At 64.5% G+C, this 24,419-nt stretch carries 18 protein-coding genes; 1 reads left to right on the forward strand and 17 read right to left on the reverse strand.

All coding sequences use genetic code 11. The annotated features are described in order from the left end of the window. Positions 1-13: 13 nt before the first annotated feature. Positions 14-490, forward strand: a complete 477-nt coding sequence (locus NZM16_RS14100; protein ID WP_367281031.1) for a tetratricopeptide repeat protein — start codon at positions 14-16, stop codon at positions 488-490. Positions 491-748: 258 nt separating this feature from the next. On the opposite strand, the gene asd is transcribed toward NZM16_RS14100, so the two are convergent. The 17 genes from asd to NZM16_RS11975 form a co-directional block, all read right to left on the reverse strand. Next, on the reverse strand, positions 749-1,804 hold the full coding sequence (gene asd, locus NZM16_RS11895; RefSeq protein WP_295480555.1) for an aspartate-semialdehyde dehydrogenase: 1,056 nt from the start codon (positions 1,802-1,804) through the stop codon (positions 749-751). A gap of 153 nt (positions 1,805-1,957) precedes the next feature. Beyond that, positions 1,958-3,643 (reverse strand): dihydroxy-acid dehydratase, encoded by a 1,686-nt coding sequence (ilvD, locus tag NZM16_RS11900; RefSeq protein WP_295480557.1) that lies wholly within the window; start codon positions 3,641-3,643, stop codon positions 1,958-1,960. A gap of 798 nt (positions 3,644-4,441) precedes the next feature. Further along, entirely contained in the window at positions 4,442-5,524 is a 1,083-nt protein-coding gene (leuB, locus tag NZM16_RS11905; RefSeq protein WP_295480559.1) for a 3-isopropylmalate dehydrogenase, read from the reverse strand. Positions 5,525-5,935: 411 nt separating this feature from the next. Continuing rightward, positions 5,936-7,489: a citramalate synthase gene (gene cimA, locus NZM16_RS11910; RefSeq protein WP_295451563.1), complete on the reverse strand. Its 1,554-nt coding sequence runs from the start codon at positions 7,487-7,489 to the stop codon at positions 5,936-5,938. Continuing rightward, on the reverse strand, positions 7,416-7,640 hold the full coding sequence (locus NZM16_RS11915) for a hypothetical protein (RefSeq protein WP_295451561.1): 225 nt from the start codon (positions 7,638-7,640) through the stop codon (positions 7,416-7,418). The genes cimA and NZM16_RS11915 overlap by 74 nt, the downstream gene beginning before the upstream one ends. 105 nt (positions 7,641-7,745) lie before the next feature. Beyond that, positions 7,746-8,258 carry a 3-isopropylmalate dehydratase small subunit gene (locus NZM16_RS11920; protein ID WP_295451559.1) on the reverse strand — a complete coding sequence of 171 codons (513 nt, stop codon included), beginning with the start codon at positions 8,256-8,258 and terminating at the stop codon, positions 7,746-7,748. 9 nt (positions 8,259-8,267) lie between these two features. After that, positions 8,268-8,429 carry a hypothetical protein gene (locus NZM16_RS11925; protein ID WP_295451558.1) on the reverse strand — a complete coding sequence of 54 codons (162 nt, stop codon included), beginning with the start codon at positions 8,427-8,429 and terminating at the stop codon, positions 8,268-8,270. A 220-nt stretch (positions 8,430-8,649) separates the two neighbouring features. After that, a complete protein-coding gene (gene leuC, locus NZM16_RS11930) occupies positions 8,650-9,930 on the reverse strand; it encodes a 3-isopropylmalate dehydratase large subunit (RefSeq protein WP_295451557.1) in 1,281 nt (426 codons plus the stop codon). Positions 9,931-10,041: 111 nt separating this feature from the next. Further along, a complete protein-coding gene (locus NZM16_RS11935; protein WP_295451555.1) occupies positions 10,042-11,631 on the reverse strand; it encodes a 2-isopropylmalate synthase in 1,590 nt (529 codons plus the stop codon). 12 nt (positions 11,632-11,643) lie between these two features. Continuing rightward, a complete protein-coding gene (gene ilvC / locus NZM16_RS11940) occupies positions 11,644-12,645 on the reverse strand; it encodes a ketol-acid reductoisomerase (RefSeq protein WP_295451553.1) in 1,002 nt (333 codons plus the stop codon). A gap of 81 nt (positions 12,646-12,726) precedes the next feature. Next, the gene (ilvN, locus tag NZM16_RS11945) at positions 12,727-13,245 is read right to left on the reverse strand and encodes an acetolactate synthase small subunit (RefSeq protein ID WP_295451551.1); all 519 of its coding nucleotides are present in this window, start codon (positions 13,243-13,245) and stop codon (positions 12,727-12,729) included. 329 nt (positions 13,246-13,574) lie between these two features. Then, positions 13,575-15,332 (reverse strand): biosynthetic-type acetolactate synthase large subunit, encoded by a 1,758-nt coding sequence (gene ilvB, locus NZM16_RS11950; protein ID WP_366946208.1) that lies wholly within the window; start codon positions 15,330-15,332, stop codon positions 13,575-13,577. Between the two features lie 399 nt (positions 15,333-15,731). Further along, positions 15,732-16,439, reverse strand: coding sequence for a sortase (locus NZM16_RS11955; protein ID WP_295480561.1), 708 nt, complete (start codon positions 16,437-16,439; stop codon positions 15,732-15,734). Between the two features lie 315 nt (positions 16,440-16,754). After that, complete coding sequence (locus NZM16_RS11960; RefSeq protein WP_295480563.1) at positions 16,755-17,564, reverse strand: hypothetical protein; 810 nt, start codon at positions 17,562-17,564, stop codon at positions 16,755-16,757. Between the two features lie 426 nt (positions 17,565-17,990). Next, positions 17,991-18,713 carry an NAD-dependent deacylase gene (locus NZM16_RS11965; protein ID WP_295480564.1) on the reverse strand — a complete coding sequence of 241 codons (723 nt, stop codon included), beginning with the start codon at positions 18,711-18,713 and terminating at the stop codon, positions 17,991-17,993. 163 nt (positions 18,714-18,876) lie between these two features. Next, positions 18,877-19,464 carry a glycerol-3-phosphate acyltransferase gene (locus NZM16_RS11970; protein WP_295451545.1) on the reverse strand — a complete coding sequence of 196 codons (588 nt, stop codon included), beginning with the start codon at positions 19,462-19,464 and terminating at the stop codon, positions 18,877-18,879. 637 nt (positions 19,465-20,101) lie between these two features. Further along, on the reverse strand, positions 20,102-24,133 hold the full coding sequence (locus NZM16_RS11975) for a DNA polymerase III subunit alpha (protein WP_295480566.1): 4,032 nt from the start codon (positions 24,131-24,133) through the stop codon (positions 20,102-20,104). Positions 24,134-24,419: the final 286 nt, after the last annotated feature.

The following is a 24,419-nucleotide window of genomic DNA, read 5'->3' on the forward strand; positions in this document are numbered from 1 at the left end:
CAACCTGGGGAATGTGCTCTCCGACCTGGGCCGCCGCGAGGAGGCCCTCCAGGCGGCCCAGGAAGCCGTCCACCTCTATCGCCAGCTCGCCGCCCACCACCCCGATGCGTTCCTCCCCGACCTGGCCGGGAGCCTGACCAACCTGGGCGCGATGCTCTCCGCCCTGGGCCGCCACGAGGAGGCCCTCCAGGCCACCCAGGAAGCCGTCCAGATCCGCCGCCAGCTCGCCGCCCAACACCCTCAGGCCTTCCTCCCTGACCTGGCCAGGAGCCTGGGCGCGTATGGGCTCGTCCTGATGAGCTCTGGTCGGGCTGATGAGCTCTGGTCGGGCTCTCGAGGCCCGCGCCGCCTTCGCCGAGGGGCTGCGGAAGATCCTCCTCCTCGCTCGGGACCTCCCTGCCCCTCATATGGATTTGGCCGCTGCGCTGTTACGGGACTACCTCGAGGCATGGCAGGAGGCTGGCCAGGAACCGGAGCGCGAACTGCTTGAGGAGGCCCTCCAACGCATCGGATCGCCAGCTGCATCCTCTGCCGCCTCTCCAAAGGCAAACGTTGCAGCCCTAAGCAGCGGCGAAACCGAACCAAAGCCCCGCCAGAGGCCGCGCCGACGCGCCAAACGGGGGGCCCCATCGAAGGGAGAAAGGGCTTGAACGCAACGGGCCGGGAGGCCGAAGAGGAGTCCAACCCCAGGATCTCAACTCCGGGCGAAGGTCCCCGCCGCCCAGGATCTTCATGGGAGGTGGGCGAACTACACCTTCCCCAGCCATCGCAGGGCGGCTTCGGCGTTGAAGAGCGCGGCGCCCGCGGCGCCCCGGATGGTGTTGTGGGTGAGGGCAGCGAATTTGAGGGTGAAGACCGGGCACCGCTGCACCCGCCCCACCACAACGCTCATCCCACCGCCCGCCATCCGATCTAGGCGGGGCTGGGGCCGATCGGGCTCCGTCCGCACCACAATCGGCTGGGCGGCCGCGCTCGGAAGATCCGCCACCTCCTCCGGCGGGCGGTAGCCGGCCATCGCCTTCGCGGCTTCCTCCGGCCCGATCGGATCCTCCAGCTCCACCGACAGGCACACCAGATGCCCGTCCAGGGTGGGAACCCGGTTCGTCTGCGCGCTCAGGCGGATGGGGGCTTCCTCAACCTCCCCGTCCCGCACCTGTCCCAGCAGTTTGCGGGGTTCCGTCTCGAGTTTTTCTTCCTCGCCGGGAATATAGGGGAGAACGTTATCCGCGATCTCCATCGCGGAGACCCCCGGATAGCCTGCCCCCGAAAGGGCCTGAAGGCTGACCAAATGAACCCGGCGGATCCCGAAGGGCATCAGCGCTTTGAGGGGCAGAACCACGGCGGTGGTGGTGCAGTTGGGATTCGTCACCAGCGCTCCTGCCCACCCCCGAGTCTCCTGCTGGCGCGGGAGCAACCCGAGGTGATCGAAATTCACATCCGGCATCAACAGCGGCACGTCGGCCGCCATCCGATAGGACGAGGCGTTGCTGGCCACCAGGTAGCCAGCCGCGGCGAACTGGGGCTCGACCTCCCGGGCGATGTCCGAGGGGAGGGCGGAGATCACGATCTCCGCGTCGAATCCTGGCTCGGTCGGCCCCACCACCATCCGGGCGGCCCATTCCGGCATTGGGGCGCTCAGCAGCCACCGGCACGCCTCCCCATACGGGCGGCCCACCGAACGATCCGACGCCGTCAACGCGACCACGCGGAACCACGGATGGCGGTCCAGCATGTGCACCAGCCACTGGCCCACCATCCCCGTGGCGCCCAGCACGGCAACACGAAAGGAGGGCTTGAAGCTCATCCCGACATCTACCTCACATCGCAGAGATTTGGGGTGGGCAAGTCGCCCGGCAAGAGCATGGCCCCTCTATTTGAGATGGCATACCCCCAATCCCCTTGGGGCCCACCGAGCAGGGGCATCGCCCGCTAAAGCCTCCTGGGACGCCGCCTCCATTCACGCCTCACATACCGCCCCGCGGGCAGCGGAAGAGACCAGGCGGGCGTATTTGGCGAAGAGCCCGTGCGAATACTTGGGCGGCGGCGGGGTCCAGGCCGCCCGGCGACGGGCCAGTTCCTCCTCGGAGAGCTCCACGCTCACGACCCGGCGATCCGCATCGATCACAATGATATCGCCGTCCTGAAGCAGCGCCAGTGGGCCTCCGACGGCCGCCTCGGGGGCGATGTGGCCGATCATCAGCCCGTGGGTCGCCCCGGAGAACCGGCCATCGGTCAGGAGGGCTACCTCGTCCTTCAGGCCCTGGCCCACCAGGGCCGCGGTGATCACCAGCATCTCCCGCATCCCCGGCCCGCCCTTCGGGCCTTCATAGCGCACCACGACGACGTCGCCCGGTCGGATCTGGCCGCCCTGGACGGCTTGGAAGGCCTCCTCTTCCCGATCGAAGACACGGGCCGGGCCGCGATGATAGCGTTTGGTGGTCCCCGTGATCTTGAGAACGCCGCCCTCCGGGGCGAGATTGCCCCGCAGGATGACATAGCCGCCGGTCGGATGCAGCGGGCGGCTTACCGGTCGGATCACGTCCTGATCCTCCGGAAAGACCACTCCAGCCAGGCGCTCAGCGAGGGTCTCCCCGGTGACGGTGCGGCATTCTCCATGCAGCAGCCCAGCATCGAGCAGAGCCTTCATCACCACTGGCACCCCGCCGATGCGATCCACGTCGGCCATCACATAGCGGCCCGCCGGCTTCAGATCCGCCAGATGAGGCGTCCGCTCACTGACCCGCTCGAAATCGTCCAGGGTGAGGGGGACCCCTGCCTCGTGGGCGATGGCCAGCAGGTGCAGGATGAGGTTCGTGGATCCGCCCATGGCGGCGGCCACCGCGATGGCGTTCTCGAAGGCTTCCCGGGTCATGACGTCCCGAGGGCGGATGCCGGCCTCCAGGATCCGGAGGATGGCCCGACCGGTCTCATAGGCCAGCTCCTCCCGAGCCCGGCTGGGGGCGACGGGCGCCGCCCCGTTCGGGAGCGTCAGCCCCATGGCCTCGAAGGCGGAGGCCATCGTGTTGGCGGTGAACATCCCGCCGCACGCGCCGTAGGTGGGCACAGCGGCCTCCTCCAGCTCCCGCAGCTCCTCGACGGTCATCCGCCCACGGCTCACCGCGCCCACCGCCTCGAAGACGTCCTGGATGGTCACCGCGCGCCCGCGCCAGTTCCCCGGCGGGACGCTTCCTCCATACAGGTAGATCGAGGGCAGGTTGAGGCGGGCCATGGCCATCACGCAGGCGGGCTGGGTCTTATCACAGCCCCCGATCGTCACCAGGGCGTCCAGCGCATAGGCCACAGCGGCGAGCTCAATGGAATCGGCGATCAGCTCGCGGCTGACCAGGGACGCCCGCATCCCTTCGTGGCCCATCCCGATGGCGTCGTTGACCGGGACGGCATTGAACTCGATAGGCGTTCCGCCAGCGTCCCGGATCCCCTGTTTGACGAGCTCAGCGAGGCGACGGAGATGGTGATTGCAGGGCTGAGCTTCGAACCACGTGTTGGCAACGCCGATGAAGGGCCGGCGGAAATCCTCATCCCGGAACCCGACGGCCCGGAACATCGCGCGATGGGGAGCGCGCTCCAGGCCCTCCGTCACCTGCGCGCTGCGATGTTTGCGTCCATTCGAAGGAACGTTCATCAGGGAACCTCCCGCTCCGACGTTTTAAGGGCTGGCGCTTTTCATCCCCCTCGGCTACGAGCTGAAAGCCTCTTGTCCTTCGTAAGACCCAAAGCCAAGGGGGCGCCTGCTAAGCGTTCCCAGAAAAAGACAAGCACGGATGTGCCCGACTACAAACAAAAAGACCATCATTTGTAGACGCACCCTACTGGGAACGAAAAGACCCCGTTTGTAGTAGGGCACGTAAGTGCCCGTTTAAAGCATTAGTAGAGCACGTAAGCGCCCGTTTAAAGCGTCCTCAGAAAAAACGGTCTTGGAAGCACATCCCTGTAAACGAAAAGGCCCTCGCTCGTAGCCAGACGAAGAACCAAGCGGAATTCCCGTTGAGTGTTCGCAACGAGAACGAGCACACGCGTGCCCCGCTACGAAAAAAGATCTTTCGTTTGCAGTAGACCCACTGCAGCAGCCCCGGCCGCCCATAAAACCGGCGACCGAGAGCGTGACCTGCGCGGGTAAGCACTACCCCAAAATATAAAACAACAAAGCCCTTTTGTGAACGCAAGGGCCCTATTGGTGGCAACACCCAATAAAGCGAAATGTCCCTTGCGTGTTCGCAAAAAGAACGGGCACTTACGTGCCCGACTATGAACAAGAGCCATCGCTTGTAGTCAGGCACATGGCGAAGCGGAATGCCCGTTTAAGCGTCCCCAAAAAGAACGGGCACTTGCGTGCCCGACTACGACCGAGCGGAGTGACCGTCCTCAGCGTTCCCAAAAAGAACGAGCGCTCACGTGCCCAACTATGAACATGAAAAGGGAGTTATGCCTCGCTCCGGATATACTGGGCGATCGCTTCCCCCATTTCCTTCGTCCCCACCACCCGGGCCTCGCCGTCCGCGATGTCCTGGGTGCGGTATCCGGCTTCCAGCACCGCCTCCACGGCTTGTTCAATGGCCCGGGCCTCCGCCTCCAGTCCGAAACCGTAGCGCAACATCAGGGCGCCGCTCAGGATCGCCCCGATGGGGTTGGCCAGATCCCGCCCGGCGATGTCCGGCGCGGAGCCGTGCACCGGCTCGAAGAGGCCAGGCGGCGCTTCCCCCAGCGAGGCCGAGGGAAGCATCCCCATGGATCCCGCCAGCACTGCCGCTTCATCGGTCAGGATATCCCCGAACATGTTTTCTGTCACCACCACATCAAAGACCGCCGGACGCCGGATCAGGTGCATGGCAAAGGCGTCCACCAAGATATGCTCCAGGGCGAGGTCGGGGAATTCCCGCCGGACCACGGCCTCGGTCACCCGACGCCAGAGGCGGGAGGCCGCCAGCACATTCGCCTTGTCCACAGAAGTTAGCTTCTTCCGGCGGCCCTGGGCAAGGCGGGCCGCCAGCCGCACCACCCGTTCGATCTCCGCCCGAGTGTAGCGCATCGTATCGTAGGCCTCCTCGCCGTCCGGCCCGGCTTCCTGGCGGGGGCCGAAATACAGGCCCCCCGTCAACTCCCGGACGAAGAGGATGTCCACCCCCTGCACGATCCCCGCTTTCAGTGGGGTCGCGTGAAGCAGGGGGGAGAAGGCACGGACCGGGCGGAGGTTGGCGAACAGGTCAAAAGCTTTGCGCAGGCCCAGCAGGCCCTGTTCGGGCCGCACGGGGGCAGCGGGATCATCCCACTTCGGCCCCCCTACTGCTCCCAGGAGGATCGCGTCGGAGCGGCGGCAACGATCCAGGGTTTCCGGGGGAAGCGGCGAGCCGGTGGCATCGATCGCTGCTCCGCCCACCAGGGCCTCATGGAACTCGAATTGATGCCCGAAGCGATGCCCCACCGCCTCCAGGACCCGCAGGGCCTCCGCCGTCACCTCCGGCCCGATCCCATCCCCTGGCAATACGGTGATCACGAAGCGTCCCATAGAGAAGCTATGCTCCATCAGGATGCCTGCACGTGGATGGCCATCAACCCCTAAAGGCACCTTCCGCGCCGGGCGCCGCCTTCGCGGACGTATCGAGGGTCAGCGGAGTTGGACCTCCAGCCCGCGGCCTTTACTGCTCCTCCGGATGCCGATCGAGATCGGCCTTCGGGGCGCTTTTCGCGCCGGACATCTGCCTTCGCGGACGAATCGGGAGAAGATCGGCGAGGGCCAACCCTCGCTGGGGAACCTCCGGCAACCAGCTTCCACCCGCTGGTCTCGGGAGTTGAATCGGCAATGCATCTCCCGCGCTTCCGGGCCAGGCGTCTATCACCCACGGCCAAACATATCTTCCGGGGGCGGCCAAGGCCGCCCCCAGGAGGAGGATCTGTGGGGAGCAATCTCTATCGCCCGCTATTCCAGGCCGAACTCCAGGCTGTCCTGCAGGGCCAGCCGGCTGGCCTCCAGGATGTTGGTGGAAGCCCCTACCGTCCGCCATACGCGCCGGCCGTCGGTGCTCTCGATCCATACCCGCACCCGGGCCGCCGTCCCGGCATCCCCGTTCAGGATGTGGACCCGGTAATTCGTCAGATGAACGCGAGCCAGAACGGGATAACGGGGGAGGAGCGCCTTGCGCAGCGCCGCGTCGAGGGCGTTGACCGGGCCGTTGCCCTCCGCAGCCGTGTGCACGGTCTCCCCGTCCACCCGAACCTTCACCGCAGCTTCCGCGACCGGCTCGCGGCCGTCCCGGCGCTCCACCATCACGACATAATCGAGGACCTCGAAGGGCGGGGTGTAATCCGGCCGCGCGCGCCGCAACATGAGGATCACCGAGGCCTCCGCGTCCTCGAAGTAGAAGCCTTCGTTTTCCAGAGCCTTGATACGACGCACCACCGCCTGCACCGTCGGATCATCGGGATCCAGCCGCAGCCCGAACTCCATCGCCTTGGCGACGATGTTCCCACGTCCGGAGAGCTCGGAGACCAGAACCCGCTTGACGTTGCCCACACGAGCTGGATCGATGTGCTGGTAGCTTTCCTCGACCTTCAGGATGGCAGCGACATGGATGCCGCCCTTGTGGGCGAAGGCGCTGGCCCCTACATAGGGCTGATGGGAATCGTGGGGGAGGTTGGCTACCTCCGCCACGAAACGGGAGATCTCCGTCAGGCGGGCCAGCCCCTCGTCGGTCACACAGTCGACCCCCATCTTGAGCTTCAGGTTGGCGATGATGGAGATCAGGTTCGCGTTGCCTACCCGTTCCCCGTAGCCGTTAATGGTGCCCTGGACCTGTCGGACACCCCGGCGGATCGCCGCCAGGGAATTGGCCACCGCCAGCTCGCTGTCGTTGTGGGCATGGATACCCAAGGGAACGGAGACCGCCCGCTTGGCCGCTTCCACCCCCTCCTCAATCTCCCAGGGCATCGAGCCCCCGTTGGTGTCGCACAGGACGATCCAGTCCGCCCCGCCTGCCTGCGCGGCCCGCAGGGTGGCCAGGGCGTAATCCGGATTCCGCTTCCAGCCGTCGAAGAAGTGCTCGGCGTCGTAAACGACCTCCCGCCCATGGGCCTTCAGGAGAGCCACGCTCTCCCGGATCATCGCCAGGTTCTCCTCCAGCGTGGTCTCCAGCACGTGATGGACGTGGAGGTCCCACGACTTGCCGACCACAGTGACCACCGGGGTCTCCGCCTCCAGCAACGCCCGCAGGTTCTCATCGTCCTCCGCCCGGCGGCCCGGACGTCGGGTCATGCCGAAGGCGGCGATGCGGGCATGGCGGAGCGGCCGATGGCGGACCCGACGGAAGTATTCCGCATCCTTCGGGTTGGAGCCCGGCCATCCGCCCTCAATGTAATGAACGCCCAGTTCGTCCAGTTTCTCGGTGATCCGGAGCTTGTCCTCAACGGTAAATGAGATCCCTTCCCGCTGACTGCCGTCGCGCAGCGTCGTATCGTAAAGCCAGACGGGCTCCATCGCGCACCTCCTCGACCGGTATGGGATGGAAAGCAGGGGATATCGTCCGGCCGAAAACGGCGGCGATGGCGCGGGCGGCCCCGCTTAGGACCTCCATCCAGCGGTCCCAGCGCGGGGCAACCCGGGTCCACCTCCTTTTCCGACGATCCATGGAAACCTCCCTCGAAACGAGATTCACCTCATGGGCTCGACCACCATGACGATCATCTGGCGGACGGTTATGCAACGCGAAATCCGCAAAGCATTGTCCCAAGCCTTATGGGGCGCCTGCCTGGGACTTCGCCAGCCGGGCGCGGGTGTAGGGGATCAGCCCGCCGGCTCGGATCAGCTCGAGCATGAAAGGCGGATAGGGTTTAGCCCGAAAGGTCTGACCGGTCCGGTGGTTGTGGATCTCCCCGGTGTCCAGGCGAACCTCCAGCTCATCCCCAGGCGAGATGGCCTCCACCGCCTCCGGGCATTCCAGCACCGGGAGGCCGATGTTGATGGCGTTGCGGAAGAAGATCCGGGCGAAGGATTTGGCGATCACACAGGAAATCCCCGCCGCCTTCAGGCTGATCGGCGCGTGTTCCCGGGAGGAGCCGCTCCCGAAGTTCCGGCCGGCCACCACGATGTCGCCCGGCTGCACCCTGCGAGGGAACTCCGGATCGACCCCCTCCATGCAGTGGGCTGCCAGTTCCTTGGGGTCCGTGGTGTTCAGATACCGGCCCGGGATAATCACATCCGTATCGATGTTGTCCCCGAAAACCCAGGCGCGTCCGCGGAAACGCATAGCCCCTCCTTAGGCTTCTTCGGGATCGGTGAAGTTATAGCAACCCATCATGCAGTCCACCACCCACTCCGTTGGGTTAAGGGTATGAGCAGGAGCCGCTTCAGGTTCCATCTCCCAGGAGGTGACCGCTTCCTCCAGAATATCCTCCCAGACCCGGTGACGGTCGTTCATCGCGCCTCCTTCTGATTTGGGGTTTTCGGGGGTTAGGGCCGGGGGCCGAAGACCCCCAGCCCCAACCCCGGAAATTTTTCTCCCTCCTCTCCGCATCCTCTGAGGCTTACAGGGGCGATAGCCCAGCCCAAAATCCCTACCAGGACCCAGAAGCCCGTCGTGGGAGGCCACCTTTGGCGGCTTCGCACGCCCCCCACACGAATCCGCTTCAGGCCCCTGTTTACACAGCGAGGGCTTCGGCCTGAACCTCTTCCGGGCTCGCGATGCGGCCCAGGATGGCGCTGGCCGCCGCCACCGCCGGGTTGGCCAGATACACCTCGCTGGTCGGATGACCCATGCGGCCCACGAAGTTGCGATTGGTCGTGGAGACACAGCGCTCCCCCGGCCCCAGCACCCCGGAGTATCCGCCCATGCAGGGGCCGCACGAGGGCAGGCCCACCACCGCGCCCGCTTCCACAAAAATGTCGATCAATCCCTCGGCCAGCGCTTGCCGATACGTGGGCCCGCTGCCCGGGATGATGATGCACCGAACCTCTGGATGCACCCGCTGGCCGCGAAGGATACGGGCCGCCAGCCGCAAATCCTCAATACGCCCGTTTGTGCACGAGCCGATGAACACCTGATCGATCCGGAGATCGGCCAGCTCCCCCACCGGCCGCACGTTCGAAGGCAGATGAGGCACCGCGATCGCGGGCTCCCATTCGCTCACGTCGAAATCCAGATCGATCTCATATCGGGCATCGGGATCGTCCCTGTAGACCGTGAAGGGCCGCTTCGCCCGGGGGCGGACGTAATCGAGGGTCTTCTCGTCGACTTCCATTAGTCCGGCTTTTGCCCCTGCCTCGATGGCCATGTTTGTGATCGTGAACCGCCCATCCATGCTGAGAGCCTGGATGACCGGCCCGGTGAAGAACATCGCCATATACAGCGCGCCATCAACTCCGATGCGGCCGATGGTGTGAAGGATGAGGTCCTTCGCCGTCACCCAGGGCCGGAGTGTGCCGTGGTAGAACAGGCGCATGGTGGGGGGCACCTTCAGCCAGAGCCGGCCGGTGGCCATCGCCACGGCGGCGTCGGTGGAGCCGACGCCGGTCGAGAAAGCCCCCAGAGCCCCGTATGTGCAGGTGTGAGAATCCGCCCCGATGATGATCTCCCCAGGCAGCACTAACCCCTGTTCCGGCAGCACAATGTGCTCAATGCCACCGTCCCGCCCGCCCTCAAAGTAGAGGATACCCTTGCGACGCGCCCAGTTCCGGACAGCCATGCACTGCTCAGCCGCCTTAATGTTGGGCGGGGGCACAAAATGGTCAGCCACGAAGGCCACCCGTTCCCGGTCGAAGACCTCTTCGACCTCGAGCTTCGCGAACTCCTGGATGGCCAGAGCGGCCGTGATGTCGTTGGCCATCACAAAATCGACCTGGACCTCCACCAGTTCCCCTGGCTCCACGCGATCCAGTCCCGCGTGGGCCGCGATGATCTTCTCAGCCATGGTCATGCCCATCGGCGGACCTCCGGAGAGCAGGGATATGGCAGGGGCGAGGCCGCCTGGAGCGACCCCACCATCACGAAAGTTCCCAGTAATGCTTCACTGCGGACCGACAATGGAAACCCTCTACGGAACCGGCACAGAGACCTGATTCTCCACCGAAACCGTCTGGGGCGCGCGGCTCAGCCGCAGAAGCGCGTGGAGATAGGCTTTGGCCGCCGCCACCACAATATCGGTGTCCGCGCCGAACCCGCCGGCCAAGCTGCCCGTATGGGGATCTTCCGCCTGGATGAAAACACGCCCCATCGCATCGCGCCCGGGGGTCACCGCGTGGACGTTGAACTCCAGCAGGCGGGCCTGCATCCCCAGGGCGATCTCGATGGCTCGGTAAGCCGCATCCACCGGCCCGTTCCCGGTCCCTGTGCCCACACGGATCTCCCCATCGGGTCCCACCAGGCGGACCGTGGCGGTGGCGATCAGCGGCGTGCCGCAGGTCACCTGCAGGGTATCCAGCCGCCAGGCCTGGCCGCTGCTCTGAGTGAAATCCGCCATCAGCGCTTCCAGATCGAAGTCCGTCACATACTTCTTGCGGTCACATAGCGCTTTAAACCGGCGGAACGCTTCCTCGAAGACGTCCGGCGGGAGGTGATAGCCCATCTGCTCCAGGCGGACCCGGAAGGCATGCCGTCCGGAGTGCTTCCCCAGGACCAGGCGGGATTCCGGCACCCCCACGGTCTCCGGCCGCATGATCTCGTAGGTCAATGGGTTCTTCAGCATCCCATCCTGGTGGATGCCGGCCTCATGGGCGAAGGCGTTGGCCCCTACGATGGCCTTGTTCGGCTGGACCGGGATGCCGGTGAGGGCGCTCACCAGACGGCTGGTGCGGTAGATCTGGGTGGTGTCGATATAGGTGCGCACCCCGAACACGTCCCGCCGGGTATGGAGGGCCATCACCACCTCCTCGAGGGAGGTGTTTCCCGCCCGCTCCCCGATGCCGTTGACCGTGACCTCCACCTGGCGGGCGCCGTTGCGGATGGCGGCCAGGGTGTTGGCGGTGGCCAGGCCCAGGTCGTTATGGCAGTGGGCGGAGAGGATCACCCGTTCCACCCCGGGGACCCGACGGCGGATCTCCGCGAAGAGGCTTCCGAACTCCTCCGGAGTGGTGTAGCCCACGGTATCCGGGATGTTCAGGGTCGTTGCGCCAGCTTCCACTGCCACCGTCAGCGCCTGCATCAGGAAATCGCGGTCCGTTCGCCCCGCATCCTCCGGGGAGAACTCCACGTCGTCGCACAGACGGCGGGCATAGGCCACCATCTCGCGGATCCGGGCCAGGCACTCCTCGCGGGTCATCCGCAGCTTATACTGCAGATGGATATCAGAGGTCGCCAGGAAAACATGGATTCGGGGGCGCGGAGCTTCCCGCACCGCTTCCCAGCAGACATCGATGTCCTCCCGGTTTGCCCGGGCCAGCCCGGCGATCACCGGGGGACCATTCGGGCGGTCTTTCCCCAGGGGGCCGATCTCCTGGGCGATCCGCCGCACCGCCTCGAAATCGCCCGGCGAGGCGATGGGAAAGCCTGCCTCGATGATATCCACCCCCAGGCGGACCAGCTGCCGGGCGATCTCCAGCTTCTCCTCCACGGTGAGCGTTGCGCCGGGCGATTGCTCGCCATCCCGCAAGGTGGTGTCGAAAATCCGAACGACATCGTCCGCCATCGAGCCCTCCTTTCATACCTCCTTGGGGTTCAACCAGGGCATCATGGCTCGCAGACGACGGCCCACCTGCTCAATCGGATGCTGGCGCTCCTCCTCTCGCTTGGCATTGAACCACGGGCGTCCCTTCGCGTTCTCCTCGATCCACGATTCGGCATAGGATCCGTTGCGGATCTCCTCCAGGATCTGTTTCATCGTGGCCCGCACGTGCTCGTCGATCACCCGCGGCCCGCTTACATAATCCCCGTGCTCCGCAGTGTCGCTGACGGAGTATCGCATATAAGAAAGCCCACCCTGATACATCAGGTCCACGATCAGCTTGAGCTCGTGCAGGCATTCGAAGTAGGCGACCTCCGGCTGGTAGCCCGCCTCCACCAGGGTCTCGAAGGCCGCCTTGATGAGATGGCTGACCCCGCCGCACAGGACCACCTGCTCGCCGAAAAGATCGGTCTCCGTCTCCTCCGCGAAGGTGGTCTCGATCACCCCGGCCCGGGTGCAGCCGATACCCTTGGCGTAGGCCAGGGCAGTGGCGAGGGCCTTCCCTGTTGCATCCTGATGCACGGCCACCAGAGCCGGAACCCCTCCGCCCTCTTTGAACACCTCACGCATCCGGTGGCCCGGGGATTTGGGGGCCACCATGCTGACGTCCACATCCGGCGGCGGGACGATCTGGCCGAACCGGATGTTGAAGCCGTGGGCGAACATCAGGGTCTTGCCCGGGGCCAGATTCGGGGCCACCGCCTCCCGGTAGAGGGCCGGCTGAGCGGGATCCGGCACCAGCATCACGATGATGTCGGAGCGCCGCACCGCCTCGGGGACTTCGTAGACCGGCAACCCGTCCGCTTGCGCCTTCTCCCAGGATTTGCTGCCCGGATAAAGGCCCACGCACACATTGCATCCGCTGTCTTTCAGGTTCAGCGCGTGGGCGTGGCCCTGACTGCCGTAGCCCAGAACGGCAATCCGGCGGCCGTTCAGGAGGCTGAGATCGGCATCGGCATCATAGTAAATGCGCGCCATCGGGATGCCTCCCGTTGAAGGATTTGCACAGATGATGGCCTGAACGTCTCTCCTACGCATGCCCTCCTCAAGAGGCAGCCGTCACGCGGCCGCCTCAGCCACCCGGTCGGCCGGCGCGGCCTCGGCCTGGCCCCGAACCATCGCCATGGGCCCGGAACGGGTCACCTCCATCACGCCGAACCGCCCTAGGCGGGCAATGAAGGAATCCACCTTCTCCGTCGAACCTGTGACCTCCACGATCAGGGTCTCTGGGCCCACATCCACGATCCGGGCCCGGTAGAACTCCGCCAGCTGGGCGATCTCCACCCAGGCCTCCGCTGGAGCCCGGACCTTCACTAGGGCCATATCGCGGACCACCAGCGCGCATTCCCCCCAATCCTCCACGGCCTTCACGCAGAGCAACTTCTCCAGGTTAGCCCGGACCCGATGGGGATCCACCCGGGCCGGATCCACCGGGATCAGCAGGCGGAGATCCTGAGGGTCCTCGGTCCGACACATGGAGATCTCGCCGACCGGGAGATGGCGCCGGCGCAACAGATGGAACACCCGGTTCAGGCTCTCCACCGAGTTCTCAATGGTCACCGCCAGCCAGTGGGGCATTCCCGCCTCCTTTCGCATTCACCCGCATTTTTTCTTCCATAGCGCTGCGTCATCATCGGAATAATCCCGGATCAGGAATCCGGGACAGCCTCCCTTACCTCCTTTCCACGCCGCTTCGTGGCGTGGAAAGCGAGGTAAGAAAAGCCGGGGCAGCGGGGCAAGCAGCGAAGTCGCCCAATCCGCTACCCCCCAGCTTGCGACGGGGGGGCTTTCGGTGGGATCAGAGCTATAGCCGGGACCCTCGGCATCGGCCGGGCCAGTCCCTTTCCCCCTTTCCTCAACTCCCTGCGGCCTTGAGGCCACGGGAGCAGGGATCTCGCGATCGTGGCTTATGGCACAGCCTTCACGCCGGGGGCGATCATCATATCGAACACCGTCATCCCGGAGGGGATCATCGGGAAGCAGTTCTCCTCCGGATCCACAAGGATATCGACCACCACCGGCCGATCGGTGATGGCCAGCGCCTGCCGGACCGCCGGCTCCACCTGATCCGGCCGCTCCACCCGGATCCCGGCCGCGCCCACCGCTTCCGCCAGGCGGGCGAAGTCCGGGTTGGCCAGGTAGACGGCGGAATAGCGCCGGTTGTAAAACAGCTCCTGCCACTGGCGGACCATGCCCAGATACTGGTTGTTGATGATGAAGACCTTGATCGGCAGCCGCCATTCCACGGCGGTGATGAGGGCCTGGAAGGTCATCTGGAAGGATCCATCGCCGTTGATGTTGATCACCAGGCGGTCGGGGCATCCGAACTGGGCGCCGACCGCTGCCGGCAGGCTGAAGCCCATCGTCCCCAGCCCGCCTGAGGTGATGCAGGTTCGCGGCTCCGTCCACGTAAAGAACTGGGCCGCCCACATCTGGTGCTGGCCCACATCCAGCGTCACAATCGGCCGATAATCCTTCGTCAACTCATAGATCATCTCGATGGCAAACTGAGGCTTGATCACGTCCTCCCCTTGTCGGTAGCGCAATGGGTAGCGGGCCTTCCAGTCCTCGATCTGGCGCCACCAGGCCTCGGTGTCGGGCGGGCGGACGAAGGGGAGCAACGCCCGCAACACCTGCCGGGCATCCCCGACCAGGGCGACATCGGCCCGGCGGTTCTTGTGGATCTCTGATGGATCGATGTCAATGTGGATCACCTTCGCATGAGGGGCGAAGGCGGAGAGCTTGCCGGTCACCCGATCATCGAAGCGGGCGCCGACGGCGATGATGAGATCGGAGAAATTGATGGCGAAGTTCGCGTAAACAGTCCCATGCATTCCCAGCATTTTGAGGGCATAGGGGTGATCTTCGGGGAAAGCCCCCAGGCCCATCAGCGTGGTGGTCACCGGGATGCGGGCCTTCTCCGCCAGCGCCCGGATCTCGGGGGCCGCGCCGGAATGGATGGCCCCGCCGCCGACATAAAGGATGGGACGTTGGGATCCAGCGATGAGATCCGCCGCCTGTCGGAGCGCCGGCTCGTCGGGGAAAGGTAAGCGCGGGCGCGAGGGTCGGAAGACCTCCGGATCCTCGAAGGCGAAATCCGCTTCCGTGAGCAACACATCCCGAGGGAGGTCCACCAGGGTGGGGCCGGGCCGCCCATCGGTAGCCAGGCGGAAGGCCATGTGAATGGCCTCGGGAGCCTGGGCGGGCTTTCTCACCAGCCAGTTGTGCTTGGTGACCGACATCGTGAGGCCAATCACGTCCGCTTCCTGGAACGCATCGCCGCCCATAAAGAACGTGGGAACCTGACCGGTGATCGCCACCACTGGAGTGGAGTCCATCATCGCGTCCGTGAGGCCCGTAACCAGATTCGTCGCCCCCGGGCCGGAGGTGGTAAAGCACACCCCGGGCTTCCCGGTGGCCCGGGCGTAGCCCTCAGCCATATGGACGGCGGACTGTTCGTGGCGGACGAGGACATGGCGGATCTGAGGATAATCGCAGAGGGCGTCATAGAGAGGCAAGGAGGCACCGCCGGGGACGCCGAAAACCACCTCCACGCCTTCGCGGACCAGGGCCTCCATCACGGCCCACGCGGTCTTCATCCGACGGCGCTCCCGTCGGAACGTGCGGGGGATCGCCTGAGTCTGAGCCATCGTCGCTGTTTCCATCGGATCCCTCCTTTCGGCAGGCGGGGATAAAAAAGGGAGGGGGCCTCCCGTTTGGGAGGCCCCCTCCCGATTCACCGATATGGTGGAATACAATCCAGGCTAACCGGGGATGGTTCCCTCCCAAACGGGCATCGCCTCTCCGAGGCGAAGGATGCCCCGAAGGATGAGGACGATAAGGACGAGGGAGAGAACCACCAGACCCAAGACCATAGGTAGCTGTTCCTGCCTGTTCAGGGTTTGACGCTGTTTATAACATAGATCGGGAATTTTGTCAAGACCTCATCTCCCCATCGCGGATGGGACCGGCTGGACATAGGGTTCTGGTCGGCGCTTTGCTCCTCCCGTGAGGGAGCCAGGGCTTCCCCCGGCCCTTCAGTCGATGGGTGGGTAGAGAAGTGATCAGCGCACCGGATGGGCCACCACCACCAGGCGATGGGAATTGCTCCATGGAGGCCAACAGGTGACCAGCGTCAACCGCTCATCGGGAAACGGCCCGATCCAGCGGGCGTTCGCCTGTCGAACCTGCAGGGGCTGGCCTCGCTCCAGCAGGATGTGGCGTTCGGTGACCTCATAGAGGAAAACCCGTTCGCGGGTGTAGATCCAGATGCGATCTCCGATCTTCACATCGGCCAGGCGGCGGAATACAGATCCCATGATGTTATTGTGGCCGCTCAGCACCATGTTGCCGGGCGCCCCAGCCCGTGCCGAGGTCGGATGCCATCCTGCCGCATAACGATCCGGGGCCATCCATTCCCGATAACGATGCTCTTTGACCGACACCACGCGAGAGCCCGCGGGAACGATCGGCGCGTCCAGGGCGATGGATGGGATCACCAAGCGTTCGGGGATCCCGCCGATCTGAGCAGGGACAGGCTCCTCCGGCCCTTTCGCTCCCGGGTTGGGTTCCGATGTCTGCCATTGGATGGGATGTTCGATGGCAGCCTGGGGGATCCGCTTGGCCGAAGCGGGTGGGATGGATGTTTCCCACGTTGGAGGTCCTTGCGCCGGGAGAGGGATTTCCTCTCCCCCCCACGCCGACGATCCGGCGCTGGGGATCCCGCTCAGAATCAGCCCAAGACCTAAAATCCAGTATGCGGGAGTTCTCATCGAAGTGACCTCTTCGGTTGTGGAGGGGGAAATATGCCCGAGACGTGGGTTCCCCGGTTGCCAGCCTTAGGGGGTCCTTCCCACAGGGCCATTCGAGCGATCAGGGGTTACGTCGATAGCTTCCTTGGGAAATCTTTTCTCCCCCCTCCCCACGGCCTAAGAGGTCATAGGAAGGGGGGAGGACAAGGGGACGGGGCCGTTCCCCTTCATCGGACGGTTCCCAGCGGCATAGCTCCGATCAGGCTATAAAAGGCGGCCGCGGGGGACGCCGCCCTGGCAACGCCCCCCGTTCTGAAACCTCGCCCCATCCTGGGTTCACATGCGGCTCCGGCGGCGCGCGCGCCGCCCCAGGGCAATTCCCCCCGCGATCCAGAGAGCCAGCCCGATGAGCCAGGGAATCGGAGTGGGAAACCTCTCCACGCCGGTGCGACCCAGTAACTCCCCGTCTAAGGGCTCTGTGGGCAGCGGGGTTGGATCCGCAGGAAGCGGAACCGGAGGGGCCACCGGTGGTATGGTGGTCGGCGTTGCCACGGGAGGCGAACCGGGGGGCGATGGAGGTGTTGGAGGAAGTGGTGGAACCACCCCCGGCGTTGGAGTCAGAGTCGGCGTCGGGGAGGGAGCGGGTGACGGGGAGGGAGTTGCGGTGGGTCGCTCAGCCAGACAGAAGATGTCCCAGGGGTGCCCCGGCCCGATAGTTCCAAGCAGATTGATGCCCGCCCGAGCGTCTGCCTCCGTCGGATAGACCTCGAAGGCCAGATCCACGTGCATCTCGAAGAAGCCCTCCGGCCATGTCTCCCATGCCGGGTAAACAATCTCCAAGCGATAATCCCCTTCCTGCAACACATCCCATCGCTGAACCACCTGACGGCCCCCATTGTCGGGGATCACAAAGTCCAGCTGGACATAGCCCTTCAGCCAGCGGGTGCCCACGTTGCTCAGCGCCACCACATCGGAGTCCATCCCGGTTGGGCAGAGCATATAGGTCTCAGGGACGGTGAGCACAATGTCTTCGATATTGGGGTTGCCATCGTGATCTGCCCTCACCTGTGCTGGTGCACGCACGGTATGGAACAACCCAAGCAAAAGGATCAACACGCCCCATATCCTGATCTTGTGGAAATCCATCTCATCCATCTCCTTTCAGACGGGGAAGCGAAAAAGGACGGAATCGTGCTTTGTCCGGCTATGAATTGGGGATAGAGGGAACCAGAGCCAGCCTGGAGGACGATGGCCCTGCCCCCGCAAATCCCTCAACCCAAGATGGACAAAGCACTATTGCTTTGTCCATCTTTCATTTGGGGGTTTTCGGGGGCGGTGCGGGGGTCCAAAGGCCCCCCGCACCGCCCCCGAAAGATGTGTTCTCCCCCCCTCTCTACGGTCCAGAGAGCCGTGGGGAGGGGAAGAAAGGGGGGAGGGGCTATGGCCTTCGGGACGGGCTTCGATTCCTCAAATCCTCAGTTGATAACTGAAGGAATAGAAGCAGATACTCTTATTGTTTACGCAAAGGTTGGAATTAGGTGAAGAGAGGGTTACAACCAGCGGAAGGCAACCTCATTTTCCCCTTTGAAACCGGGCCCACCATCGTGGCAGGGTTTCGCTGACCGGGCCGCGCCAGATCTCATCCATCAGAGGCGTCAGCGGGGTATCCTCGAGGTTGAATTCCACCAGATAAGCGCCATGAACTCGGGCCAGACGGGGGAGGCTGGCCGCCGGTTCCACGATCCCCGAGGTGCCGATCACCAGGAAGATCTCGGCCTCGCGGGCCGCTTCCATCGCATGCTGCCACTCCTCAGGAGGAAGGGGCTCGCCAAACCACACGACATCCGGCCGCAAAAACGCCCCACACGTCGGGCAACGCGGCGGCAGCTCCGGGAGCGGGACACGATGATCTTCCCATACTTGCCTTTCTCGAGGACATCGCACCCGCCACAGGTTACCATGAAGCTCGACCACCCGGCGGTTGCCTGCCCGCTGGTGCAAGCCGTCCACATTCTGGGTGATGAGCAGAAAGCCCGGCAGGGCGGCTTCCATTTCCGCCAGGGTCTGATGAGCGGGGTTCGGCTCCGCGCGGGCGATAAGCTCCCGACGCCACGCATACCACTCCCAGACCCGGAGGGGATTGCGGGCGAAGGCTTCCGGGGTCGCCAGCTCCTCCGGGCGATACCGTCCCCAGAGGCCATCAGGCCCCCGAAAGGTCGGCACCCCACTTTCCGCCGAGATCCCTGCTCCGGTCAACACAACCATCCGAGGTCCGAATTCCGCGAAGCCCTCCATCCACATCCCCCCGGTTCCACCCGCAAGGGCGCTGCGGCTTCGCTAACCTGAGGAATTTTGAGGGCAAGTGGGGCCGCTGAATGTAACACCGCTCACTTCGAAATCTCCGACTCCTATAGGGCAGAAGAGCTCCGGCCTCGCCACAGATGCGAAAATCGCCCCTTCAATGCGGCAACCGCTTCCCACGAGTCTGAACCACTGTCCACAGCAGACCCACATTTCGAATCAGCACCACCAGCATCACAGCAAAAGCGGCCGCCAACCGTTCCGGAGGAACCTTCCACCACAGCATGAAGATCAGGCTGAGCGGGAACGCGACGATGCCAACGCTGGGAAGCCAGCGGAAGCGATAGGCGGCTAAAGCGCCCAGCACATACGCGGGGACCACCTCCCGGAAGGCCAGCGCGAACAGCGCTCCCGTTGCCGGCCCCAAGCCCCGCCCCCCTCGATCCAGGCGGATGACCTTATAAAACGGCCAGCAGTGGCCGATGACCGGGGCGACGGCGACCGCGATCAGTTCCGACAGGCTGAGCCCGGCCCGCAGCGCGATCCAGGTGGGAACCGCGCCCTTCCCCAGGTCAAATAGGATCGTGATCATGCCGGCCACTGGTCCCGCCAGACGCCACGCCCCGCCACCGCCCGGGTTGTCCTCGAACTCATGAGGGCTGCGACCGGTCTTCCATCGCACGAAGATCTCCGCCGGGAGGATCGAGCCCGCCAGATACGCCGCAAGAGCCAGCCAGAGCCCCATGGCTCCTCCTTCCGCAACAGGCTCTCCCCTTGACTGGGTTGCCAGCCCGGGGATTGGGGTGGTGAGGGCAGGCGGAGCCGCTCACCTCCCCATCCCAGCCTTTCCTACCCCTTCTTACGGCCTGTAGAAAGGGGGACAGGGGGTGCAGAATAGAAACCCCCGGCAAGGCTGTTCAGGGCCGCAGGGTAGTCTCTCTATTCTTCACGCCGTTGGGAACTTGCCGGGCGAGGCGGGATGACCCTACCCCCTTTAGATTTTCTTTAGGAGCGGAGTCGGGCACCAAAGGCGTCCGGCCCCGCCCCCAGGAGGAAACGAACGGCGCAATTTCTACTCTAAATTTAACCCAAGTTGCTACCTGGGGATCTCTCTCACTGGTGGAAAGACCTCTCCCCTGGATTCCCCCTTCCCGTGGCCCTTCGGGCCCCAAGGAGGGAGAATCCAAAAGATTTTGGGGCTGGAAGGGCCGCTGAAGGCGGCTTTCCCAACCTCAAAAAGCCTCCTCAGTGGTGGTCTCCTTATGGCAGATCGTAACTGGACATGAGCCCATTCCATCTCCTCGCGTCCTGAAGAGCCGCGGAAAGTGGATAAGAGGAGAGAGCTGGTCCGGCACGAGCCACGGTTGGGCTGAATCCGGGATTTACGGAACAGACAAAACCCGCACAGAATCCGGGCCCAGGAGGCTCTCCAAGCGGGCCAGCAACTCCGGGGAATACGTGGTGCCATGATGGGGGAACCGCAGACGCACTTGTCGTCGATCCGGATACACCACCACTACACTGAAGGGATCCGGACCCGGCCGCTCCGTCAGCACCCGATGGACTTCCTGAAGACGACGGAGATCCTCTTCTAATCGTTCGGTTCGATGGAAATAGATGAGAAGATGTCGCGATGCCGTCGCTCTCGGACCGGAGGAAACGGGCGGCCCTCCGGACGGCACCTCCCCTGCCGTCGTGCCGGAGGAATCCAGAGGTGAGCCTCCCCAATCCGGAGCGCGCACCGCTTTCCCGGCGCTTTCCGCTGAACGCCCGCCCAAACCCTCCGGAGAGGATGGGACCTCCGCGGTGGAAACGGCGAGCATGCGTGCGGTTTCCTCATCCTCTGGCCTCTCGAAGTCCAAACCCTGGCTGAGGACACCCGAGGGCTCGCCTTCGCGGGGGAGAGGGGGACGCGTTGCAACCCGTTCATGCCCCTCCCCCTGTAAGATCCCGGATCCTGGAGGCTCCGCCCGGGATTCCAGGTTGCCCCGCGAAGGATTTGGATCTGGCGAAGGGGCACGTTGCCCCGCCTCCCTCTCCAGGATCGAACTCGCCGAGGCCTCGCTTTTCTCCGGGCTCTCCCCAGCGGAAGGTAGTTTCTCCATGTCCTCCCATGGCACGGCCAGGGCTTCTTCCTCTCCCGGATCCTCCAGCGGCCGCACCAGTATGTCCTGATCCCGCAAATCCTCCGCGATGATCCGAGGCTCCCGTCCACTCGCTTCCGCCCGGCCTATGACGATCAGGATCGCCTCAGGACGGGCCAGGTTCCCCTTCTGCTTCCAAAGCCGCGGGAAGACCACTACCTCCACCATCCCGTGGATGTCCTCCATGGTCACGTAGGCCATGGTCTCTCCGCTTCGGGTGGTGGCGGTGCGCACCCCCCGAACGATCCCGGCGAGCTTGACGGTGTGGCCGTGGAGCTCCTCACCCAGATCCGCTGTGGTATGGCTGATCAGTTGCTGGAGCACCGGCCACTGTCGAGTGAGCGGGGTCTCGGAGAGATACGTGCCGACGAGATCCTTCTCCCACTCCAGGATCTGGCTTTCCTCCACTTCGGGAAGCGAGGGAAGCGAACCGATCAAGGAGGCCGCTTCCATCGAGATGCCGCTCAGTTCGAAGAGGCTGAGCATGCCCTGCTGGCGTTCCCGGTGATAACGGGCGCTGGCCTCCATCCAGCGATCCAGGATCTCCAGAAGCTGCGCCCGGTTTCCAAAAGCCCCCAGGGCTCCCACCTTGATCAGCGATTCCAGCGCCCGCCGGCCGATCTCCTTCAGATCCACCCGCCGGGCCAGATCATCCAGATCCCGGAACGGGCCGCCCTCCCGACGGGCGGCCAGGATGCGAGCGACCGCCCCCTCCCCCACATTCTTCACCGCTGCCAGCCCGAATCGGATCGCCTCCTCGCCGTCAGGTGTCCGCTCAATGGTGAACGTCGCTTCGCTCCGATTGATATCCGGTGGCAGGAGCGGGATCCCCAGCCGTCGGCATTCCGCCACGTAAAGGCCGATCTTCTCGGTTTTATCCCGGTCCACCGTCATCAGGGCGCACAGATACTCCACCGGGTATTTGGCCTTCAGGCAAGCCGTCTGGACGGTGATCACGGCGTAAGAGGCGGCATGGGCGGCATTGAAGCCGTAGCGGGCGAAGAACTCGATGTCCCCCCAGATCGCCTCAGCGGTCTCCGGCGGGATGCCGTTGCGGACGCAGCCCTCCAGGAATTTCGCCCGTTGCTTCGGGAAGGCCTCGCCCTTCTTCTTGGCCACCACCTTGCGCAGCTCATCCGCCTCGGAAGGCGTGTAGCCGGCCAGGTCGATGGCCACGCGCATAATCTGCTCCTGATAGACCAGGATCCCCATCGTGCGCTGGAGGATCGGCTCCAGTCGAGGGTGGCGGTATTCGATGGGCTCCTGACCGCGCATGCGGCGGATATAATTCGGGACATATTCCAGCGGTCCCGGGCGATAGAGGGCCAGGGCGTCCATCACATGGGAGAAGGCACGGGGCTTCAGATCCCGCATCATCCGGCTGAACCCACGGCCTTCTACCTGGAACACCCCGATGGTCTCGCCCCGGCCCAGCAACGCATAAGCCTCCGGCGCGTCCGTGGGGATCGTCTCCAGATCCAGTCGGACGCCGTGCCGACGGGCGATCAGATCACAGGTCTCCCGCATCACAGTGAGCGTGGAGAGGCCCAGGAAGTCAATCTTGAGCAGCCCCAGGGCCTCCAGGGCCTCCATATCGAACTGGGTGACCGGCAGGAGGGCCTCCCCGATCCCCTCCCCTTCGCCGTTTTCCTCCCGGGCGCTTCCTTTCACCCCGGTGGGCCGGTGCAGGGGGACGTAATCCACCAGCGGCCGGTCGGCAATCACCACGCCGGCCGCATGGGTTCCGGCATGGCGCACCGTTCCCTCCAGCTGCATCGCCAGATCCAGCAATTCCCGGATATAGTCCTTCTCCTCATACAGGCGGCGTAACTCTCGCCCTTCTTCGTTGGAGGGATCCAGGAGATCGCGGATCGAAACCTCCTTGCCGGGGATGGCCGGGATGAGCCGAGCCACGCGATCCACCTCCGGCAGGGGGAGATCCAGCGCCCGCCCCACATCCCGAACGGCGGCCCGGGCCTTCATCGTTCCGAAGGTGATGATCTGGGCCACCCGATCCGCCCCGTAACGGCTCACCGCATAGCGGATCATCTCGTCCCGCTGGTCGTCCGGGAAGTCGATATCGATGTCCGGCATGGACACCCGGGCGGGGTTCAGGAAGCGCTCGAAGATCAGATCCAGCTCAATGGGATCCACCCGGGTGATCCCCAGGCAATACGCCACCAGGCTCCCTGCGCCGGAACCCCGCACGTTCCACCAGATTCCCCGTTCCCGGGCGTAGCGGATGAGGTCCCACACGATCAGAAAATAAGCGTCGAACCCCATCCGATGGATGATCTCCAGCTCGTAGTCCAGCCGTTCCCGATAGCCGGGTTTGGGCTGGGGGAAGCGCGCCCGGAAGCCTTCCTCCGCCAGATGGCGGAGATAGGCCGCCGGATCCGGGAAGCCGGGTGGAGGCTCGAACCGAGGCAGGCGTTGTCGGCCCAGCTCCAGCGTCAGCGAGCACATCTCCGCCACCCGGAGCGTGTTGGTCAGGGCTTCCGGGATCTCGGCGAAGATCTCCCTCATTTCCTCCGGGGAGCGGAGATAATAGGTCTGATCGCTCATCTTCATCCGGCCGGGCTCCTTCAGGCGTTTCCCCGTCTGGATGCACAGCAGGATATCCTGGATCCCGGCGTCCTCCACTCGGACGTAATGGACATCATTGGTGGCTACAAGGGGCAGGTTCAGGCGTCGGGAGAGGGTGACCAGCCCCCGATTGATGGCGTTCAGCTCCGGGATCCCCGGGTGGGATTGCAGCTCCAGAAAGAAACGGCCGGGGAAGCGCTCTGCGAACCAAGCGGCGACGGCCTCGGCCTCCTCCATCCGCCCCTGGGCCAGCATGCGAGGGATCTCCGCTGAGGGACATCCGGAGAGAACGATCAGGCCATCCGCATGGCGCTCCAGAAGGGCTTTGTCGATGCGGGGCTTATAGTAGAACCCCTCCAGCTGGGCAATGGTGGCCAGCCGGATGAGATTGCGCCACCCGGTTTCATCCATCGCCAGGAGGGTCAGGTGGTAGAGGCTCCGGTCATCCGGCTCCCGATCCTGGATCGTGCGGCGGGCCAGATAGGCTTCCATCCCCAGGATCGGCTGGATCCCCGCTTCCCGGGCTTTCTGGTAAAACGTGACCGCCCCGTGCAGAACGCCATGGTCCGTCAGGGCGATCGCTGGCATGCCCATTCCAGCCGCCCGGTGAACCAGGTCGTCGAGTCGGCTGAGCCCATCCAGCAAAGAATACTCGCTGTGGACGTGCAGGTGGACGAACGACATGAGGCCTTTCGCGCTGATCCAGACAGGGTGAACAAGGGAAGAGGCGACATCACTTTACAGTTCACTTATACCACTGTTCCCCATGGGAGGGGAGCCCTGGAGGTTCGCTTTAACTTTCGCTGGAAGGTAGGTCAAACGCTGTGCGGATGGCCCGAGTCAGGAGTTCCACCCGCCCCGAAATGAAAAATCCCTTTCTTTCCACGGTCCTTCGGGCTGTGGAGAGGAGAATCCAGGAGGTTGTGTCGAACTTGGGATGGATCGCGCCTTGGATAGGCGGGCGGCCGGC

The sequence above is a fragment of the Thermoflexus sp. genome, assembly GCF_025055495.1.
Lineage (GTDB): Bacteria > Chloroflexota > Anaerolineae > Thermoflexales > Thermoflexaceae > Thermoflexus.

Excerpts from the sequence above, each read along its gene's own strand:
- NZM16_RS11970 (WP_295451545.1), bottom strand. The coding sequence starts at position 19,464 with ATGGGGCTCTGGCTGGCTCTTGCGGCGTATCTGGCGGGCTCGATCCTC.
- ilvB (WP_366946208.1), bottom strand. The coding sequence starts at position 15,332 with ATGGAAACAGCGACGATGGCTCAGACTCAGGCGATCCCCCGCACGTTC.
- NZM16_RS11920 (WP_295451559.1), bottom strand. The coding sequence starts at position 8,258 with ATGCGTTTCCGCGGACGCGCCTGGGTTTTCGGGGACAACATCGATACG.
- NZM16_RS11955 (WP_295480561.1), bottom strand. The coding sequence starts at position 16,439 with ATGAGAACTCCCGCATACTGGATTTTAGGTCTTGGGCTGATTCTGAGC.
- leuC (WP_295451557.1), bottom strand. The coding sequence starts at position 9,930 with ATGGGCATGACCATGGCTGAGAAGATCATCGCGGCCCACGCGGGACTG.
- leuB (WP_295480559.1), bottom strand. The coding sequence starts at position 5,524 with ATGGGACGCTTCGTGATCACCGTATTGCCAGGGGATGGGATCGGGCCG.
- asd (WP_295480555.1), bottom strand. The coding sequence starts at position 1,804 with ATGAGCTTCAAGCCCTCCTTTCGTGTTGCCGTGCTGGGCGCCACGGGG.
- cimA (WP_295451563.1), bottom strand. The coding sequence starts at position 7,489 with ATGGAGCCCGTCTGGCTTTACGATACGACGCTGCGCGACGGCAGTCAG.
- ilvC (WP_295451553.1), bottom strand. The coding sequence starts at position 12,645 with ATGGCGCGCATTTACTATGATGCCGATGCCGATCTCAGCCTCCTGAAC.
- NZM16_RS11960 (WP_295480563.1), bottom strand. The coding sequence starts at position 17,564 with ATGGATTTCCACAAGATCAGGATATGGGGCGTGTTGATCCTTTTGCTT.
- ilvD (WP_295480557.1), bottom strand. The coding sequence starts at position 3,643 with ATGAACGTTCCTTCGAATGGACGCAAACATCGCAGCGCGCAGGTGACG.
- NZM16_RS11925 (WP_295451558.1), bottom strand. The coding sequence starts at position 8,429 with ATGAACGACCGTCACCGGGTCTGGGAGGATATTCTGGAGGAAGCGGTC.
- NZM16_RS11935 (WP_295451555.1), bottom strand. The coding sequence starts at position 11,631 with ATGGCGGACGATGTCGTTCGGATTTTCGACACCACCTTGCGGGATGGC.
- NZM16_RS11975 (WP_295480566.1), bottom strand. The coding sequence starts at position 24,133 with ATGTCGTTCGTCCACCTGCACGTCCACAGCGAGTATTCTTTGCTGGAT.
- ilvN (WP_295451551.1), bottom strand. The coding sequence starts at position 13,245 with ATGCCCCACTGGCTGGCGGTGACCATTGAGAACTCGGTGGAGAGCCTG.
- NZM16_RS11915 (WP_295451561.1), bottom strand. The coding sequence starts at position 7,640 with ATGGATCGTCGGAAAAGGAGGTGGACCCGGGTTGCCCCGCGCTGGGAC.
- NZM16_RS11965 (WP_295480564.1), bottom strand. The coding sequence starts at position 18,713 with ATGGAGGGCTTCGCGGAATTCGGACCTCGGATGGTTGTGTTGACCGGA.